Annotated in this window: 18 protein-coding genes, 1 tRNA gene and 1 pseudogene; 3 read left to right on the top strand and 17 right to left on the bottom strand. The window is 41.1% G+C overall.

Annotation, left to right across the window (positions count from 1 at the left end):
- The 3 genes from SPADD19_RS07180 to SPADD19_RS07170 all read left to right on the top strand — a co-directional run.
- On the top strand, positions 1-1335 hold a 1335-nt coding region (locus tag SPADD19_RS07180), incomplete at its 5' end, for a CTP synthase (RefSeq protein WP_241496530.1).
- Between the two features lie 354 nt (positions 1336-1689).
- A tRNA-Leu gene (locus tag SPADD19_RS07175) sits at positions 1690-1775 on the top strand.
- A 271-nt stretch (positions 1776-2046) separates the two neighbouring features.
- The gene (locus tag SPADD19_RS07170; protein ID WP_061455644.1) at positions 2047-2928 is read left to right on the top strand and encodes a class II fructose-bisphosphate aldolase; all 882 of its coding nucleotides are present in this window, start codon (positions 2047-2049) and stop codon (positions 2926-2928) included.
- 83 nt (positions 2929-3011) lie between these two features.
- Here the strand turns inward: SPADD19_RS07170 and SPADD19_RS12800 are convergent, their stop codons facing one another.
- The 17 genes and pseudogenes from SPADD19_RS12800 to SPADD19_RS07085 all read right to left on the bottom strand — a co-directional run bounded on the left by SPADD19_RS12800 (position 3012) and on the right by SPADD19_RS07085 (position 17662).
- Positions 3012-4358: a tyrosine-type recombinase/integrase gene (locus SPADD19_RS12800; protein WP_061455643.1), complete on the bottom strand. Its 1347-nt coding sequence runs from the start codon at positions 4356-4358 to the stop codon at positions 3012-3014.
- Positions 4358-4606 carry a hypothetical protein gene (locus tag SPADD19_RS07160; RefSeq protein ID WP_037611155.1) on the bottom strand — a complete coding sequence of 83 codons (249 nt, stop codon included), beginning with the start codon at positions 4604-4606 and terminating at the stop codon, positions 4358-4360. Before SPADD19_RS07160 ends, SPADD19_RS12800 begins: the two co-directional genes overlap by 1 nt.
- A 13-nt stretch (positions 4607-4619) precedes the next feature.
- A pseudogene (locus SPADD19_RS07155) lies at positions 4620-4781 on the bottom strand (CHAP domain-containing protein); the annotation flags it as partial.
- Between the two features lie 48 nt (positions 4782-4829).
- Positions 4830-5456: a hypothetical protein gene (locus tag SPADD19_RS07150; RefSeq protein WP_061455642.1), complete on the bottom strand. Its 627-nt coding sequence runs from the start codon at positions 5454-5456 to the stop codon at positions 4830-4832.
- Between the two features lie 58 nt (positions 5457-5514).
- Positions 5515-6627, bottom strand: coding sequence for a CHAP domain-containing protein (locus SPADD19_RS07145; protein ID WP_061455641.1), 1113 nt, complete (start codon positions 6625-6627; stop codon positions 5515-5517).
- A gap of 16 nt (positions 6628-6643) precedes the next feature.
- Positions 6644-6868: a hypothetical protein gene (locus tag SPADD19_RS07140; RefSeq protein WP_061455640.1), complete on the bottom strand. Its 225-nt coding sequence runs from the start codon at positions 6866-6868 to the stop codon at positions 6644-6646.
- 1 nt (position 6869) lies between these two features.
- A complete protein-coding gene (locus SPADD19_RS07135) occupies positions 6870-8750 on the bottom strand; it encodes a hypothetical protein (protein WP_061455639.1) in 1881 nt (626 codons plus the stop codon).
- Positions 8751-8761: 11 nt separating this feature from the next.
- The gene (locus SPADD19_RS07130; RefSeq protein WP_061455638.1) at positions 8762-11266 is read right to left on the bottom strand and encodes an ATP-binding protein; all 2505 of its coding nucleotides are present in this window, start codon (positions 11264-11266) and stop codon (positions 8762-8764) included.
- Between the two features lie 13 nt (positions 11267-11279).
- Positions 11280-11690 (bottom strand): conjugal transfer protein, encoded by a 411-nt coding sequence (locus SPADD19_RS07125; protein ID WP_061455637.1) that lies wholly within the window; start codon positions 11688-11690, stop codon positions 11280-11282.
- Positions 11691-11692: 2 nt separating this feature from the next.
- A complete protein-coding gene (locus tag SPADD19_RS07120) occupies positions 11693-11917 on the bottom strand; it encodes a hypothetical protein (protein WP_021144863.1) in 225 nt (74 codons plus the stop codon).
- Positions 11918-11926: 9 nt separating this feature from the next.
- Entirely contained in the window at positions 11927-12922 is a 996-nt protein-coding gene (locus SPADD19_RS07115) for a conjugal transfer protein (protein ID WP_061455636.1), read from the bottom strand.
- Between the two features lie 11 nt (positions 12923-12933).
- Positions 12934-13491, bottom strand: coding sequence for a hypothetical protein (locus tag SPADD19_RS07110; protein WP_061455635.1), 558 nt, complete (start codon positions 13489-13491; stop codon positions 12934-12936).
- Between the two features lie 3 nt (positions 13492-13494).
- On the bottom strand, positions 13495-13725 hold the full coding sequence (locus SPADD19_RS07105) for a hypothetical protein (RefSeq protein WP_061455634.1): 231 nt from the start codon (positions 13723-13725) through the stop codon (positions 13495-13497).
- 14 nt (positions 13726-13739) lie between these two features.
- Complete coding sequence (locus tag SPADD19_RS07100) at positions 13740-14972, bottom strand: replication initiation factor domain-containing protein (protein WP_061455633.1); 1233 nt, start codon at positions 14970-14972, stop codon at positions 13740-13742.
- A 207-nt stretch (positions 14973-15179) separates the two neighbouring features.
- Positions 15180-16868: an FtsK/SpoIIIE domain-containing protein gene (locus SPADD19_RS07095; protein ID WP_061455632.1), complete on the bottom strand. Its 1689-nt coding sequence runs from the start codon at positions 16866-16868 to the stop codon at positions 15180-15182.
- 13 nt (positions 16869-16881) lie between these two features.
- A complete protein-coding gene (locus tag SPADD19_RS07090; RefSeq protein ID WP_061455631.1) occupies positions 16882-17343 on the bottom strand; it encodes a hypothetical protein in 462 nt (153 codons plus the stop codon).
- Positions 17344-17365: 22 nt separating this feature from the next.
- Positions 17366-17662, bottom strand: a complete 297-nt coding sequence (locus SPADD19_RS07085) for a hypothetical protein (RefSeq protein WP_061455630.1) — start codon at positions 17660-17662, stop codon at positions 17366-17368.
- Positions 17663-17875: the final 213 nt, after the last annotated feature.

Here is a 17875-nt window from a genome sequence, read left to right as displayed (position 1 = left end):
AAAATTTATAGCGAAGTCCTTCGCAAGGAACGTCGTGGAGAATACTTGGGCGCGACTGTACAGGTGATTCCTCATATTACAGATGCCTTGAAAGAAAAGATCAAACGAGCAGCGACGACGACGGATTCGGATGTCATCATCACAGAAGTCGGGGGAACAGTTGGAGACATTGAGTCCCTTCCTTTCCTTGAAGCTCTTCGTCAAATGAAGGCAGATGTTGGTGCTGAAAACGTTATGTACATCCATACTACCCTTCTTCCTTACTTGAAGGCTGCGGGAGAAATGAAAACCAAGCCGACCCAACACTCTGTGAAAGAATTGCGTGGTCTTGGGATTCAACCAAATATGTTGGTCATCCGTACAGAAAAACCAGCTGGTCAAGGAATTAAGAACAAGTTGGCTCAATTCTGTGATGTCGCACCAGAAGCTGTCATCGAATCACTTGATGTGGAACATTTGTACCAAATCCCATTGAACTTGCAAGCACAAAATATGGACCAAATCGTTTGTGACCATTTGAAATTGGATGTTCCTGCAGCAGATATGACAGAATGGTCTGCGATGGTTGACAAGGTTATGAACCTCAAGAAGCAGGTCAAGATTTCCTTGGTTGGAAAATACGTAGAATTGCAAGATGCCTACATTTCTGTCGTTGAGGCCTTGAAGCACTCAGGGTATGCCAACGATGCAGAGGTCAAGATTAATTGGGTCAATGCCAATGATGTGACAGCTGAAAATGTAGCAGAACTCCTTGGAGACGCGGATGGGATCATTGTCCCAGGTGGTTTTGGTCAACGGGGAACAGAAGGAAAAATTCAAGCCATCAGGTATGCGCGTGAACAAGATGTCCCAATGTTGGGTGTCTGCTTGGGTATGCAGTTAACCTGTATCGAATTTGCCCGTCACGTTTTAGGTTTGGAAGGGGCTAATTCATCCGAATTGGATCCAGAAACCAAGTATCCAATTATCGATATCATGCGAGACCAAATCGATGTGGAAGACATGGGAGGAACGCTCCGTCTCGGTCTTTACCCATCTAAACTCAAACGAGGCTCAAAAGCAGCCGCTGCCTATGACAATCAAGAAGTGGTGCAACGTCGCCACCGTCACCGTTATGAGTTTAACAATGCTTTCCGTGAACAGTTCGAAGAAGCAGGATTTGTCTTCTCAGGTGTTTCACCAGACAATCGTTTGGTCGAAATCGTTGAAATCCCAGAAAACAAATTCTTTGTCGCTTGCCAGTACCACCCAGAATTGTCAAGCCGTCCAAACCGCCCAGAAGGACTTTACACAGCCTTTATTACAGCGGCAGTTGAAAACCACGATAGCAAATAAGAATCAAGGATGGGTAATAAGTACTCAGCCTTTGGACTATAATGGTAGTAACTACTTGACGCAGTGGTTGATTGCTCAAAGCACTGCTTTGAGGTGTCAGATAGGACTTGCGAAGCAAGCTTCCAAATGAGGAAAACAAAGTTTCCTTTATCCGCAAGCTTCAACAGTCTCCCAGACGGTTGAAGCTATGCGGAGTTGGGAAGATTGAAAAGGTTTAGGGAATCTTTTCAAGTTTTTAATTAGTTGGAGTTCTTTCCCACTCCCTTTTGTGAGAAAATGACAAACTTTGAAAAAAGTTTGAAAAAATTCTTGACAAAAAAGTCGTTGATTGATATACTAGTAGAGTACTCAATCGCGGGGATGGCGGAATTGGCAGACGCGCAGGACTAAGGATCCTGTGACCGCTTTAGGTCGTGAGGGTTCAAGTCCCTCTCTCCGCATCGGATCAAGATAGCTTCGGCTATCTTTTTTTATTTCTAAAATTATTTTAGTAGAATAGAAGGAAAGTGAAATGAGCTATAAGAGTGTTTGCATATCCTTATTTTGATATTACAGAGGTATTGAAATCTCCGAAAAGAGGGAATCCTCCTCATTTATCTTAAGAAAGTGCTTAAAGATACAGGAAAAACTAGCAATTTCATCTAAAAAGTGATAAAATAAACAATGTAAGTGGGATTAGCCCCACAAAAATATATAGGAGGCCTATGACTAATGGCAATCGTTTCAGCAGAAAAATTTGTCCAAGCAGCTCGTGACAATGGTTATGCAGTTGGTGGATTTAACACAAACAACCTTGAGTGGACTCAAGCTATCTTGCGTGCAGCAGAAGCTAAGAAAGCTCCAGTACTTATCCAAACTTCTATGGGTGCTGCTAAATACATGGGTGGTTACAAAGTATGTAAAGCCCTTATTGAAAACCTTGTAGAATCAATGGGTATCACTGTACCAGTTGCTATTCACCTTGACCATGGTCACTACGACGATGCTCTTGAATGTATCGAAGCTGGTTACACTTCAATCATGTTTGACGGTTCACACCTTCCAGTTGAAGAAAATCTTAAATTGGCGAAAGATGTCGTTGAAAAAGCTCATGCTAAAGGTATCTCAGTAGAAGCTGAAGTTGGTACTATCGGTGGTGAAGAAGACGGTATCATCGGTGACGGTGAATTGGCACCAATCGAAGACGCTAAAGCAATGGTTGCTACAGGAATCGACTTCTTGGCTGCAGGTATCGGTAACATCCACGGTCCTTACCCAGCAAACTGGAAAGGTCTTCACCTTGACCACTTGCAAAAATTGACTGAAGCTGTTCCAGGATTCCCAATCGTATTGCACGGTGGATCAGGTATCCCTGATGATCAAATCCAAGCAGCTATCAAACTTGGTGTTGCAAAAGTTAACGTTAACACTGAATGCCAAATCGCATTTGCAAATGCTACTCGTCAATTCGTACGTGAATACGATGCAAACGAAGCAGAATACGACAAGAAGAAACTCTTCGACCCACGTAAATTCTTGAAACCAGGTTTCGAAGCAATTACTGCAGCTGTTGAAGAACGTATCGACGTATTCGGTTCAGCAAACAAAGCTTAATTAGACTATATAAGCTTGAAATGAAAGGGTTTGTCCAATATGGACAAGCCTTTTTCTTATGTTTTGCCACAGATTTGCCACACTTATTGTGTAAGAGTATCAAGTATAGGTATAATTTGATCCTTTGTTTTTTTAGTGATATGCAAATAAATTTCTGTTACTCGACTACCTCTAGAATGTCCAACACGATCTTGAATAGCCTCTAAAGGTACTCCTTGTTCAGCCAAGAAGCTGATATGCGTGTGTCGGAAGATATGAGTTGTAATATGTTTCTTGAAACTAAGCTTATTGTCAATATCGATTCCTGCCCGTCTCGGGTTTCCCTTGCGGTTTAGTTTACCATTTTCTGAAGAGTTGAGGAAGTTGTTTAAGACACTGTAATGAAGAGGAGTACCATTGTAATCAGGTTTATGGATGCTCTTAGAGGTGAAAATCCATCCATTATCTTTATAATCAGGATTGAATCTTATATGTTGGTGATTTAACTCAATTTCCTCTTTAAGAATTTCGATAGCCCTTTTAGATAATTGGACATTTCGGTAACTTTGTAAGTTTTTTACATTACCTTCATAGCTATCTTCTGAGGCTCCTCCATGAGTAGCACGAGTTCTAATAACTGAGGCTATATTTTTATTAAAATCAATAGCTTCCTCCTTTAAACCGAGCACTTCACCAATACGCATTCCGGTTAATGCTTGAAATTCAAAAATACGTGCATACTGTTCATTGTACTTACGAACAATGGATAATACTTCTTTGAGTTCCCACGATTCAAGATATTGATCTTCTATATCCGATTTCTTTAAACGATCTAATTCGTCAGAAAGCCCTTTCCTACCAATACTTATATAGGGCATTGGATTTTGGTCAGGAGAAATGTAATCATGAAGAATGGCAAACTTATAGATTGATGTTAAATCGGATTTTACACCTTGTGCGAGTCTTTTATGGTTTCCTATAGGATAAAGATTATCAAGTATATTTTTAATTAAACTAGATGGAATATTTTTTAAAATCGAATCCTTAGGGATTTGCTTAGTAATATGGTTACGGTATCTACCATCTTCACCTGCTAATGTTTTAGGAGCAACTAGTTGTCTTTCAACTCGTTCATTATGCCATTCATTCCAGACCTCATCAAGCGTGATATCTGATTTTTCTAGAAGAATTGTTCTAGTCAGCTCTTCATAAACTTTATTGGCCTTCTCTTGAAGTTCTTTATGAATAATAGCTTTAATTTGCGGAGACAGTTTTATTTTTCCTGTGATATCCTTTTTATTGGCGATAGTATACCAATCAGATAGAATTTCTCTGCGTTTATTCGTTAACGGGTTATTGAAGTAGGTTCTAAATTTTACTTCAATATATCCAGTTTTATCAGCAGGTCTTGTTGTTTTTTGAGTAATATTAGCTATTTTAACTTGCTCCATTATCCCACCTCCTTAAATCGTTTATTTTGCCTATAGCGTAAGAAATTTAAGAAACCCTCGAAATTGATCCAAACAGTTCTGTGACCGGAATTAATCACATAGTCTTTGAATTGGGGATTCATTCTCATCTCAGTTAGCAGATTGTTTAAGGTCTTCAATTTTAATCCTTCAAATCTTTTCATTAATGCTAACTTATCACCCCATTCGGCTTTGCAGTTTTCAACTGGTACGTATTTAAGCTTTAGCATAAATAACTCCTTTCTATTTTCCAATAACATAAGTAAATTGTTTTGCTGTTTCTGCATCAAAAGTGCGGTAGCTAACGACTCCTAGTCCTTTGACGTTTGATTCAGAGATAAGAATGAAGCCATATGATTTGACTTGTTCCACAAAGGCGATGTGAACATATGTTGGATCTGCTCCAAATATTCTCCTTTAACGCAAAAAAGACCCGATTTTTCGGATCTTATTTTATCTTTTAATTAATTCATTTTTTTTCTGAAGCTGCTTAAAGTGGTAGTCTAGTTTATCCAATTTATCTTCAAAGTGCAATTTCTTCATACTTTTATTATCTATCTCTTCGAAAAATAATAATAACGTATTGATTTTTTCTGTCAAATTCTTTTTTAGGAACTTGGCATCTTTTTTATTATCTGACTTGAGTTTAGTTATCCAATACTGTAGCTCGGAGATAGCCTGTGGATTGTTTGGTTCTGATGCGTAAAATTTTAATGCTGTGTTGAAATTTTGCTGAATTTCTATAGCATTTTCACTAGGTTTCTGTCTTTCTTCAATTATATGTGCGATTTTAGGCTTTGCTTTATCGTATAAAACTTTTGCCCCTACCCCAAGTACAAAAGCTGCAACTACAGCTAAGGTAGCATTGCTATTATCAGTGTTTTCGTTTTTATGGCTATCGGAAACTGGAAGTGGATCGGAATCTAAATTCTCAGAATTGTCTTCGTCAATGAATTCAATTTCTTGATAGGGTTGAATTCTTTCATTTCCTAATACTACACCTCGTACATCTACTTCTCCATTTAGATACTTTTGATACATATCATCATCTATCTTTACTTTTGCGTTTAATTCAACCATAATAATACCTCAAATGTACATCATAGAAGAATTATAGCATAAAAAATTCAATAGTGTGTTAGTGTCCAATAACATAAGTAAATTGTTTTGCTGTTTCTGCATCAAAAGTGCGGTAGCTAACAACTCCTAGGCCTTTGACGTTTGATTCAGAGATAAGAATGGAACCATCCGATTTGACTTGTTCCACAAAGGCGACGTGGCCATAGGTTGGATCTGCACTAGCTTGTCCTGGGCTGAAAGACAGTGCGGAGTGTTCGGTAGGGGTATGAGTTGTTTGGTAACCTGAGGCATTCATCCATTGGCCACCATTTCCCATATACTCTCCAAAGCTAACACCGACTTCTTTTCCTCGGTTATAGACAAACCAGGTACATTGTCCCCAGGGATAAGACAGACCTGTATAGCTTGAGGTATTGATTTCTTTGGTGAGGCTGTAGCCTTGTGGTACGTCCCCTGTTGTGACACCACCTCCGTCTCTGGTTTTTCCTGTCGTTTGTTCAGGGGCCTTTGGTGTGCCTCCATGATCATCGATATAAGTATCGAGTTTTTGCATAGTTTCAGCTCGTCTTTTTCCTGAGCCAGAAGTATCGGTGAAGTAGACCCCACCGTCTGTTGACGTATTGAGGGAACCAGTCGCAAATTTTTGAGCTTTGTCATCTTGAACTTTGAAGGTTTCATTTTTATTGCCAATGATGGTCTGTTTGGTGAGTTCCACAACTGCCACTTCATCGTTAAAATTATTGGCATTTTCTGGATTAGAGTCAAATGCTCCAAAACCAAACATGTTAGAGCCTGGATTTGTAGCGACTCCAGCTGTTCCTAGTGAGCTTTCATTTAAGGCAATCGCTACAATGGCACGAACATCCAGATTAGACTTAGCTTCCCAGTCTAGGAGCTTTTTCCCATTGATGCGTTTCTTGTCATAGGAGATTCCTAAAGTATCTAAAAAACCGTCCAATTGCTCTGCTTTAATACCATAGCGATGGACGAGTAAATTATGGGTATAGGGGTCTCCATTTGACCAGTGGTCCGTGTAGGTTGCACCGTTTAGTGATTGAGAAGAGCCTCCAGTGCTACCTCCTCCGACGGCTCCCATAATGATGATAATGATAAAAACAGGAAAAAAGAGAGGTATAAGACTAGATAATAGATACCATTTTAGTTTTTTCATTGGCTCTCCTTTCACCTTAATGTCTGATATAGGCTGTAAATAGAACAGTCCCAAAGCGCCATTTGGCATCTAAGACAACAGAATGGGCTTTCGTTTGTGCAATGATCTGATCTTTGTCTTTTTCTGAGACTGGAAATAAAAGAAGGAAATCGACGGAGCGTTTCCCTTCTTGGTAGGCCGTAAAAAGTGTCTCTTCAAGTATTCTTGGAAAGGCTGTTTTTGAGCGTATTTTAGTATTCATTCTATTCTCCTCTCAATTGATTTAGGCGTTGTGTTAAACGATCTCGTCTCTCAATATTGGCTCTTATCTTATCGTCTCGTGTCATGGTCTTTCGATATGCACGGGTGAAGGCATTAGATCCTTGGGCTTTATACATGGCTTGAGGGTCCTTGTAAGCATCCAATCTCCGTTCTAGGGTATTGATACGGTGTTGTTTGAATGGCGACATCCACTCTTCTCTGAGCGTTTGGAATTCATCTTCTGAACGAGGTATTCCTTCTGACATGATTGGTGCCTCACTTGGAGGTGTTGGGCTCTCTTCTTCAATTGGCTTGAAATTATCAGGTGGTGCCTGTGTTGGAGGAATGATTGGTTCAGGACTTTCTGGCGTTATTGGAGCTTCTGTTGGCCCAGCTGGCATGACTGTCTCTGGTTGGCTTGGGTCTTTTCGGGTAAAGAAGGAGCCTGCATTTTGGAAATGACTCTTGGCATTCATCATCACCCCAGTCCCAAAACCAGCTCCGGCCAATGCAAAGTTTCCCAGGTGTTGAGCCGTCGCAAGACTTCGTGTTGGGACTTGTGAAGCAACCTCTTTAGTTTTTGTGACGCCATGTTCAACTTTAGTCCCAATATCTGTCGCAACCATTCGAGCTTTGGAACCAAGAACGAATTGGAGGAGTTGGCCTTTAAATCTCCAAATGAGGAAATAGATGACACCTTTAGAAACCACTGATACTAAGAGTTTGAAGACAAGACCAAATAAGAGAAGGGATGGTAAGGTTTTTAGAACACCATCAAACCCATTTGTGACCATGTTTTCTATCATTTTTTCAATATAGAAAATAAGGAGTGTTAAGAGAGTTGTAATTGCTGGAAAAATCAAGCCCCCGAACATAACTTTAAGCACTCCAAAGACCAACTCTTGCATCCTTGGAACAAAAGACATGAGAAGGACTACTGGGAAAAGTAGAATCATGGTGAGGACAAGGATTTGAGCTACTACATTTAAGAGCTGGATAAGGATAATGGGGACGGCTAATACAAAGGCTTCTACAATTTTAAAAATCACATAGAACATCCGAGTGAAGATGAAGTCTGGCATGGCTGAGACCCAACGGTTCTTTTCACCATCATCGTTGGCACCATCTCCTAAATCGTCTAAATACTTGGAACGGTCTTTGGCTTTGACTGCCTTGAAGTTCCCATTCTTATCACTAGTTCCAAGGACTTTACTGTCGTCAAAGACTTCTTCTTTCCCGTCTTGGCTGTTCTTGTATTTTCCATTTTCTTGGCCAGTATTGACAAAGACATAGGCTTTATAGGACGTTTCTGCAATATAGCTATCTGACATCGAGTTTCCAATTTTAATAGACTTGTCTTTGGCATAGTCAACCTTAATACCTGCAATCTTTTTGGTAACGTCTTTAGAGACGTTATTAACGGTATCGAGGAGATAAAGCCCACCAGAGGTTCCAGCGACTGTCCCAAAGTACCCCAGAGCTAATAGGAGTACTAGACAGACATGGAGGAGCGTTCTTGAAAAAGAGCCTTTTGAAAAGAAATACTGGTAGAACAGGTAGAAAGCTAAAACCAAAAGCAAGGTGCCTACAAGTGATTTGTTGGTAATGTTGCCAGAATTAGAGCCCGTAAATCCGTGCCAAATACTGCTTGCTCCATGAAAGACATAGGTTTTATAGGTGGCGTAGAGATCAATCTTTTCTAAGATGCGAATGAGGAGGGAAAAGAAGCCAACGACGGCATTAAGAATGAAAAAGAAGAGGTTTACGAAGAGTTCATTAATTAGGACCCAGGCTCCATTAAAGGAGCCAAAGTTGGTTGGTTCCATGTAGGACTTTAGGGAGAAGATATCCACTCCCTTGAGCTTGGCAAAAGCTTCTTGCATCAGTTCACCTCCTAACTAGCGTATTTATTTTCGAGACTTGAAGAGACTGTTGCTTTCATTGGTTTTAGAAGCATGTCAATATCCTCAAAGAGATTATGGACGGAAATCATATTAAGATTACCGTAGACATCGTAGTAAAGGCACTGACCAGAAATCATATTATCAATCCATTCAAGGTTACTTTCAGTGACTTCGAGATTGACGTGTCTGAGAATATCTTCACGTTCAGCTTTTTCATAGAAGGCAAAGATAGTCCCAAATCCAGTCGTGTCATCTTCATTTTCTGCATCGTGGACAGATTGTGTAATCAGTGCTAAGGTATTGTTTTTGGAGCGTCCAATACGTCTCATATTTTTGATAACGGCTTTTCCCTCTGCGGACTTCATGAGAATCCAAGCTTCGTCAAAGAACTCAATGGTATCTTCATTTTCATTGCGTTCTCCAAAGTGGGTACAAAAGGCCCCAAGCGCAAACATGAGGGCAATAGAGTTCCGTTCGTGGTCTGAAATCTTTGTGGAATCATCCTTTGGGAGCTTGAGGTTATTGACTTCTAGGATAGTGACTCGGGACTCATAGTTAAGACCTGGTGTGCTACCATCTGAGAAAGCGAGTTCCAAGATGGAGTTTGTCACAATGGACGTCAGGTAGCGACCCACTGAGGCAATTTCAGATGAGGAAGCCTGTCTTAAGGCTTCTAGGACATGTTTAAAGCCGACGTTTTCACCAGCTACTCGACGTTCTACGATAGCATTGATGGCTTCTGTGATGGCTGTTTTCTGGTCCATTGTGACATCATCTACGGCTTGTAGTAGAAACTCAAGCATGTTCTTTGCGACTTCTACAGCTTGTTCCTTATCAAGGACAACAATGGGGTCTAGAACTCCGTGGTTTGATGGCAGTGAGCTGTCTAGTGTCACAAAGTTAAAGTTGTCAATCTGTTTTTTGCGTTCAGGGTAGCGTCGTGCAAATTCAGGGGAATTGATTACCTCTTGATAGTGATTTCTAAGTTCTCGTTTGGGGTCAATATAGAGGGTTTTGACATTTTGTAAAGCCACACTCAAAAAGATAATCTGAGCGAGGAAAGATTTTCCTTGTCCTGTCGCACCCGTAATAATGATATGTGGGTTCTTGGTAATCTTTCCAGCGATATCTTCTTTGTTTCCGACTGTGGCATTGTAGAGGACGATATTTTTAGAGGAATCAATGGCTTTAGCGATAGAGTCCCAACGTCCCGTCCAGTTATCTACTCGTCCTATATACCAACCGATACGGTTTCCTGAGGACGTATTGGTAAAGGGCATGAGTTCTGAAAACCCACGGGCTGTGACCATATGTGTCCAAGTACGTGTTCTCTTTTGGAGGTTTTCCCCGTAGAGTAGGGCTTGAAAGAGGTAAGGACCATCTTGTGAAGCTTCACTGATTTCAACACCCATATCATCAAAATAGTTGAGAACTACTTGTCGTCTTTGACGAAGCTGATTGACGCTAGAAGCAGAGACGATTAGATAGGCTCCATATTCAATGATCTCTTCCTTGTTTCCAACTTTCTTCATCAAGTCTTTTAGGGAGATAGATCCCATGATGATTTCATCTTGTTGGACGGTGTCCGTATTTTCAGCTTCCTCCATGATGTTTCGATAACGGGTATTGGAACGTCCCATTCTCCCCTTAATTTTGTTGGTATCAATGAATTCTGCCTTGATGCGTAGTTCTACGGGAAAGTTCAAGCGTTGGACAAATTCGCTTAGGTGAAAGCCGTTGAATTGCACGGGAAACTTTCCAACAGGAAGAATAGTCACAAAAGAGGAACCATAAGGACTTTCGAGCTTGAGGAAGCCTCCTTTTAGGACTTTAATCAGGGTGTCTGTGATATTAAATTGGGAGCGATTAGCAAGGACCTCCTTTTTGTAGTGGGGAATATAGCGGAGGTATTGCATCCGCTGGTAGTAAAAGAGTTCTTCATTGGTCAGACGTTTGGCACGTAGTACAGAGAAGGCTTGGAAAATAGTGAATTCGTCACTTCTGTAATCGTCATACCATGTGGGACTCAATGCGTATTCGTAGCCAAGACCTTTTGCGATTTTCTCCGAGAACTCATTAAAACTCTCATAGGCCAAGTCTTTCACCGTTGCCCCGTGATTTTGTTTGCGTAAGGTCACTCCCACGACCCAGTCAAACTGATAAGGAATTTCCATTTCATCCGTGAGACGGTCAACCGTGTAAAGAAGGAGTTCTTCTCCCAGATCACGGCTATCATCTGCCAATGCTTCTGAAAAGTCCCTCATTTTCTCTTCTAAGAGATAATCTTTAGGAATGAGTGAAATCTCAAAGGACTTATTTTTCTGGAGCTTTTTTATCATTTGAGCAACTGTAATCTTGTGTTTGTCCTTTTTCTCTTCATCTGTAATGGTAATGGGAGTATTGGGAATACGGTAATAGGCTACCACCGTTCGATCTTTTTTGAGGGCTAGATTTTCATAGGTTTCCTTAATGGGATAGGTTAAGGTAATACTCATAAGACCTCCTTTTCTATAGTTTTGTTTTTTCAAAGACAATTTCTTCTAATAGCTCTATTCGGTCTTCATGGTAGATTGCTTTTTTATTGAGCTTGAAATCCCAGAAGTAAATCAGGTAGTCCCCAATAAAAACGTGCATCTTCTTACCGTGTGGCTCGTATTCGGTGTAGAATTTAGCAAGTTTATAGGGGAGGTACCAGTAGAGCAGTAGTGAAATAGAGTGTGTGAGTTTTGCGAGGGGAACCAGGATGAATCCTCCAAAGAGCAACATAGCTACAAAAACGAAGGTAAAGACAATGAAAAATGATAATTGCATTGGTGTCGCAAAGTACCAAAGGCGAGTTCCCTTTTTTGTCTTGATTTCCTGGATCCAATAGGGGGCGTTTAAGCCCTTACTGTAGTCATAGAGTCTTTCGTCAGTCATACTTAAAGTCCTGAATCGATACCAAAGAGTCGTAGGAACCAGCCGACCACTTTTAGGATGTCTTGTCCTTTTGCGATTGAGACAATGACAGCATAGAAGCCTACGACTGAGAAGAGTTGAAGCCAAGAACTGTTTCGCCAAGCTTTAATAGCCAACAAAACAGCGATAGCGGTGAGAATCCAAATCCCATCGCCTTGGAGGAAGGTGCGTAGATTGTCTGTATTCATAGAGTTCTCCTAATCTTTATCGTTTGCGTAGTTGAGAGGAATGGTGTGTTCTAGTTTTGTAACATAGTAGCTCTTGTCTTTTTCTGAGAGCGTGAAGGTGAAGTTTTCAGAGTGTGTCGTTCCCCCCACCTCAAAGGTTGCTTGGACATAAGCAATGAGATCATCCCCATCTTTCTTAAGATAGGTATAGTCAATCGTTTTAAAGGTGGTATTGGCTACAATTGCAACGTTCTTGGCAATAAGGTTGAGGTTGTCTTGGTTAGTGGTATAGTTGGTGAAGAAGACCTTGAGGAACTTTTCAACCTTCTTGTGCTGGCTGTCTGAGGCGTGGTCGTTAGCTGTTAGTTGGAGTTGATCGTCTTCGCTAAAGTGTCCAGCTTGTGAAGAGTCAATGGCAGAGAACCAAGGGAGTCCAGAAACGTAGTATTTCCCCTCTTTTTCATCAAAGGGAATATTAAATCCTGTTACCAGTTCTTTTTCCTCGGTGTCTTTGTCATGTTGGGTTATTTCCTTGTATTTAACCTTGTAGGTGGCTACCTTACCCTCTACCGTGACTAATTGTGAGTAGAGCAAGGTACTTGGGTTACGCACTTGACCTTGTGCTTTGACGTCTGGAACGAAGTTATAGAAGCTGTTGAGGTGTTCAACTTGTGCTTGTTGTTTATCCCCTTCTTGTGGGAGGGTAAAGTAGGCATAAACATAGTCATTGAGATAATACTGGAGCTTGTAGTCGTACTTACGATTAGCGTTAACAGGCTGTGCTTTTTGTTTTTGAGCTGCTTCCACTTGAGCTTGTAGTGTTCCCACTTTATTTGAGAGTGTGATGGCACGGATAGCACCCGTAAGACCAACAAAAAGGAGGAAAGCAATTCCTCCGATAACAGCTAGATTGACGGTCTTTTTCGTAGTGACTTTTAGCTTTGGTGGACCTCCTTTCTTCTCCACCTTTTTAAAGTTTGAGAGGTATTCCCTTGCTTTTAGTAAGTAACGTTTGGCTTTTATCATAGGACCTCCTTCTAGAGACTAGCGAGTTCGATGAGTTTAGACCCTTTAGCGTAGAGGCGCTTATTGGCTTTTTCAATCTCACTATTGATGTAATAGTAGCCTCGTAACTCATTATGGAGTTGTTCGACTAACTCAGGTTTTAGGTCTTTGGCTTCTTCTTTTTTGAGAAGAGCGTTTAGTTCTCCCGCCTTAGTCCAAGCCTGTTTGTGGTCTTTCTTTTTGAGTAATTCTCCGAGTTCGTTGGTAACTTGTCCAACTTTGGTTTCAAACATCGTTTTAGTAGCCATATCAATTTCCTTTCTAAAGGTTTCGTGATTGTTTTTGATGGTCTGTTGAATATAGGCAATAAGAGAGGGGCGCATTCGTTTATTGAGACTCAGAACTTGACCGTCTAGGGTGAAACAGGCATGTTCATAGTCGTAGAAGCCCCTGTCATCTGGTTGCTTTTCGGTACACCTTCCAGCACATTCATAGTAGAAATCCTTACCTTTTCTAAGGAGGATATATATGTTCCAAAACTCTTGATCAGGAAGAAGAAGGAAGTCTGCTTGATAGATTTTCTTGAGCATGAATTAGCCCTCTAGAAGGTCCTCGTAGCCTAGTGCCTGGTAAATAAAGTCTGTATCAAACCAAAGCCAATCATTGATTTGAGTGTCGGTGGGGGTATTGCCAGAGAAGAGGTCTTCACAAATGGTAGTTAGGGTATCTATACCACCTCGTTCACGAACAGTGTTTAAGGTACTTAGGCCACCAGACCAGGCTTTAAAGTTGTTTAGTGAATTGATTTGAACTTTGTATTCCATAAGAGATTTCCTTTCTAGTGTTCATAGTTTTTGTTGGTTTTGAGGAGTCTTAAGATAGCCTCCCCACGATCAGTAATTTCACCGCTATTTTGAATCATCTTCATGTATTCTGTTTGCATGATTTTGTCTGCCTCAGAAACGAGTGCAAGAGAATTTGCGACTTGATAGGTTAACCAGCGAATGGTCCGTTCGATACTGTAAGGTTGTGGACTGGTTGAGAGTTTTAGGGGTTCAACCCCTCCAAAGAGCCTTTGCCATTTTTCATCGGGCTTATAGGCTCCAAACCGAGTGAGACCATCATAGACTTGGATTTCTTTATTCACGATGCCTCTTGCGATTTCTCCGAGGTCCACACCGTTGATGTATTCCTCCACAACCCCTTGGGCTTTCTGGTCTGAAAAGCGTAGCTCGTAACGGTTCCAGATACCAAAAATCTCCAAGGATTCTTCCAAGGAGATATTTTCCATACGGGCGATTTCGTATCGTTTTTCATAAAAGTTGAAGTAGAGCTGACTTTGTCGGCTCCCAAAGTAAAGGGAAAGACCGTGATTGGCTTCCATGTCCTCGTTATTGGTGAAGGAACCTCCACCAGTGATATTCCATTTTTTGATAGTATCTAGTACAATCTCTTTGGCATAGAGCTTATCAATGAGCTTGGGGATCTGGATATGTTCCTCCTCGTGCCCATAGCCTTTATAGAGCTCGTCTAGGGCGATATCAAGGCGTTTTACCCTGACATCTTGGTAGGCATAGAGAATAGTTTGAAGAAAGGTTTGCCAAGAACCCCCCTTGTGTTCTAAGAGGAGTTCCATCTCCCGACAGCCTTGACCAGAGAGTTGAAGACACGTTTGGTAGTTATTGGTCGTAGACTTATCAAAGAAATCGAAAATCCAAATGTTTCCTCGTTGCCACAAGTGGGTATAATTCATGAGCCGTGTTTCTTGGTCTGTAAATTCGCTTAGGTGACAATGAAGAAAGTTTTCACAGAAAGCATCTAAATCCTTTAATTTAGGAAAGGTCAATCGTAGATAGTCGATTTGAGCCCGAAGACTATTTTTATCGCAATCTTGATAGTAACCGAGACTTTCTTTTAGTTCCCTAAACTTATCAATCGTCAGTCCTCTTTCGCCTGTTTCATAAGAGCGGTAGGTTCTAGTTGGAAGATCAACAGCTTGTGCAAAGGCTTTTTGGCTAAGGCCTATTTGTTTTCTGAAGTTCTTGATCTGAAAGGGACTCATTTTAGTCATTCATGGGAACACCTCCTTTTGACTAAGTGACACACTTTTTGGGCCAAAGTGACACACTTTCTAAATCCTGAAAACCCAACTCCCACAAGGAATGAGGAGGGGTTGACGTGGCACTTTGGCCAAATGTAACCCCCCTATTAGAAATCGGGGGTTGAAGTCTCATCATGGCCTAGGAACTTCGGGCTACGGTCTGCGCCTGACCTGTGGTCAGACTTGCCCTTGCCCTTGTCCTAGCCCATGATGACTAAGCGTCGCTTCAACAGCTTTTGGATAAGATTTGCGTCCTCCCTCCTCAAAGAGGATGAGAATTTCAAGAAGGAGTTCTTCTTGAAAAGAATCAACTAGAATGGCAGAGTCCGTCCGTTCGAAAACAATGCCTTGTTCTTGCAAGAGATAGATAATCTTTCGAAGCGTTGCCATTTTGAGGTCCTCTTCCTCCGCAAATTCCTTGAGAGGACGCCGATTGGTTTTAGTATTTAGAGGTTCTTCCTCCTCTATTGATTCAATCGTTTCTGGTTGAGGTTGGACTTCTCCAAAGACCTCAAATTCTTCGCCATCATATTCCATAATAGGGATCTTTGCGTAGGAATCATAGAAAGAGAAGCCTTGGTCAAGTGGCACGTAAGGTGAGAAGAATTCCCCAGCCAAGTCCCCATTATTTGCGATATAGCCTCGTCCTTTAACTTTGACGCCATTGATTTCATCAAGCTTTTTGAACTCTTTGGTTTTATTAGCATCTCCAAACATCATGTCGTAACCTGTTGATTCCAAGTGGCCAACTGAGAGACGTTTCATAAAGTTATCTCGAAGAGCTGTTTTGATGAATTCTCCATCAGGTCGTTGCATGGCAAAGATGATAAAGACACCAGCTTGACGCCCTTCTAGGACGAGCTGAGAGAGGTATTCCATGAGTTCAGATTGGAGACTATAGTCACGGTCAATCTTGGCCATAAGGGCTGCCCACTCGTCGACGAGGATGAATTTGGGTGTCATACCGTAGTATGTAAAGTTCTTTCCAGCTTGAAATTTAGGTGACGTTGACATAAGCTCGTAGCGTTTTTCCATGAAGGCGACGTTCTCTTTAAAACACTGGATGATATCTTCTTTATTTGTATAGACACGACCATGAAAGACAGGTATCTTTTTGAGACCAGCCAAATCAGAGTTCTTTGGATCACAGATATCCACAAAGCCAATCTTAGCCAGTGCATAGATAATAGTCATAAGGACAACGGTTTTACCACCACCGGTTCCCCCACCAATGAGCAAGTGAGGCTCTTCAATATAATCCCAAGTGACGTCTTTCATAAGTTGGAGTTTAGAGCCCTTGACCTCGACCTCATTAATGGTGATACGGCTATCAATGCGGTTGATGGCAATGTCATAGGTGATAAACCGTTTATCAAAGGTTTTATTACGAAAGTCCCCGTTAAACATGACTTCAAGAGTCGAGCCAAGATTGAGAAAACGGTCCTGAAATTTATTGCCTTCTAGGATAAAACGAACTTCAATCTTGTAGCGAGACTGTTTCAAGTAGACCTGAGGAAGGACAATCTTTTCAATCGTTTTGTTTTCACGTCTGATATTTTTAATCAAATAGAGGTTATTTTCTATCAGGAAGCGAGATAAAATCCGTAGGCTATTAATCTTTTGGAAGAAGACGATTTTCTCGTAACACATCCGATTCAGTAGGTAAGCCACCAGGCAAGAAGCAACAAGGACACCCCCGATAGAGTAAACTTGTGGCAAGGGATGGTCCTTCAATTCTTCTAGGTTAAGATAGCAATAATTTCCAATCGCTAACAAAGAAGGGAACCACCAGATAAACCAGGTGATTCCCCGAATATAACGATAAAAGGCCCTAACTCTTATCCCACGATAGGTAAAGAGCTTCATCCTGCATCACCTCCTAATTATCCTTTTTGTTGTCTAGAGGTTTGTTTTCCTTGATAGGCGTCCCTCCATTCTTTTTCTTGATTTTAGAAGCAAAGAGCTTGTAAATATCATTACGATTAACGTGAGTGTGAGTAATGACGATATCTTCAAGTTCAACCTCTTCTCGATATTTAATCCCTAAGTCTTCAATTTCAGACTGTGCCATATCAGCAATGGTGAAAAAGAGGGTTTCATGTTGGACAGAAGAATGAATTGCGACAACGATCCCACGGATTTCTCCTGTGTTGACTTGGACGAAAGAGCCGTCAGGATTTCGTTGGGTGCGATCTTCTTCAAAGATGATATCAGGGCCTTCAATCCCACGGAAAGATAGTTTTCCAAGGACTTCAGGTACGTTTAGACCATCCGTAATGACACGATAGGTCTTATCCGCAATTTGTAGTTTTTCTCCATAGTTTAATCCAATTTTAGCCATAGGTGTTTTCTCCTTTTATCTCCTATTTTTTGATGATTAATTTTTCCGCAAAGACATTTAGGGCTGGGGCAACTGAGTTACCGTTTAGAGCCGTGTCTGAGAGAAAGATAGGGTTGACCACTTCCACTAGAGCATCTTCTGGGAAGACGGTGGTAGAAGCAGGGGTAATGATGTGGAAAGCCCCATGTTTTTCACTATTAAGAATATGGCGTTGGTATTTACCCTCTTTTCCAAAGATAAAACGAGGGGCATTCCCTAGTTTTTCATAGTAAGCAGGGCCAATAAAGTCAGGTTTCATAACAAGTGTTTCTGGAATCATAGAATTTTCCTTTCTAATTTTGAGCAAAATAAAAAGAGTTAAGCTAATTGCTTCACTCTTGAGTAATAGTGGGTAAATAGTTTACGTTTAAACTGTCGACTATAGAACTGAATATCACCACTAGGATAGCTGTTTCTACGAGCTTCTTGGACTAAATGATCGAGGTCAATAAGAGCTTGTGTATAGAGTTTAGCTTGTAGTTTAGGCGAGTAG

This window comes from Streptococcus parasanguinis (assembly GCF_001578955.1).
Classification (GTDB): Bacteria; Bacillota; Bacilli; order Lactobacillales; family Streptococcaceae; genus Streptococcus; species Streptococcus parasanguinis_U.
Note: the sequence above shows the minus strand (reverse complement) of the source record. Positions and strands in the feature narration are given on the sequence as shown.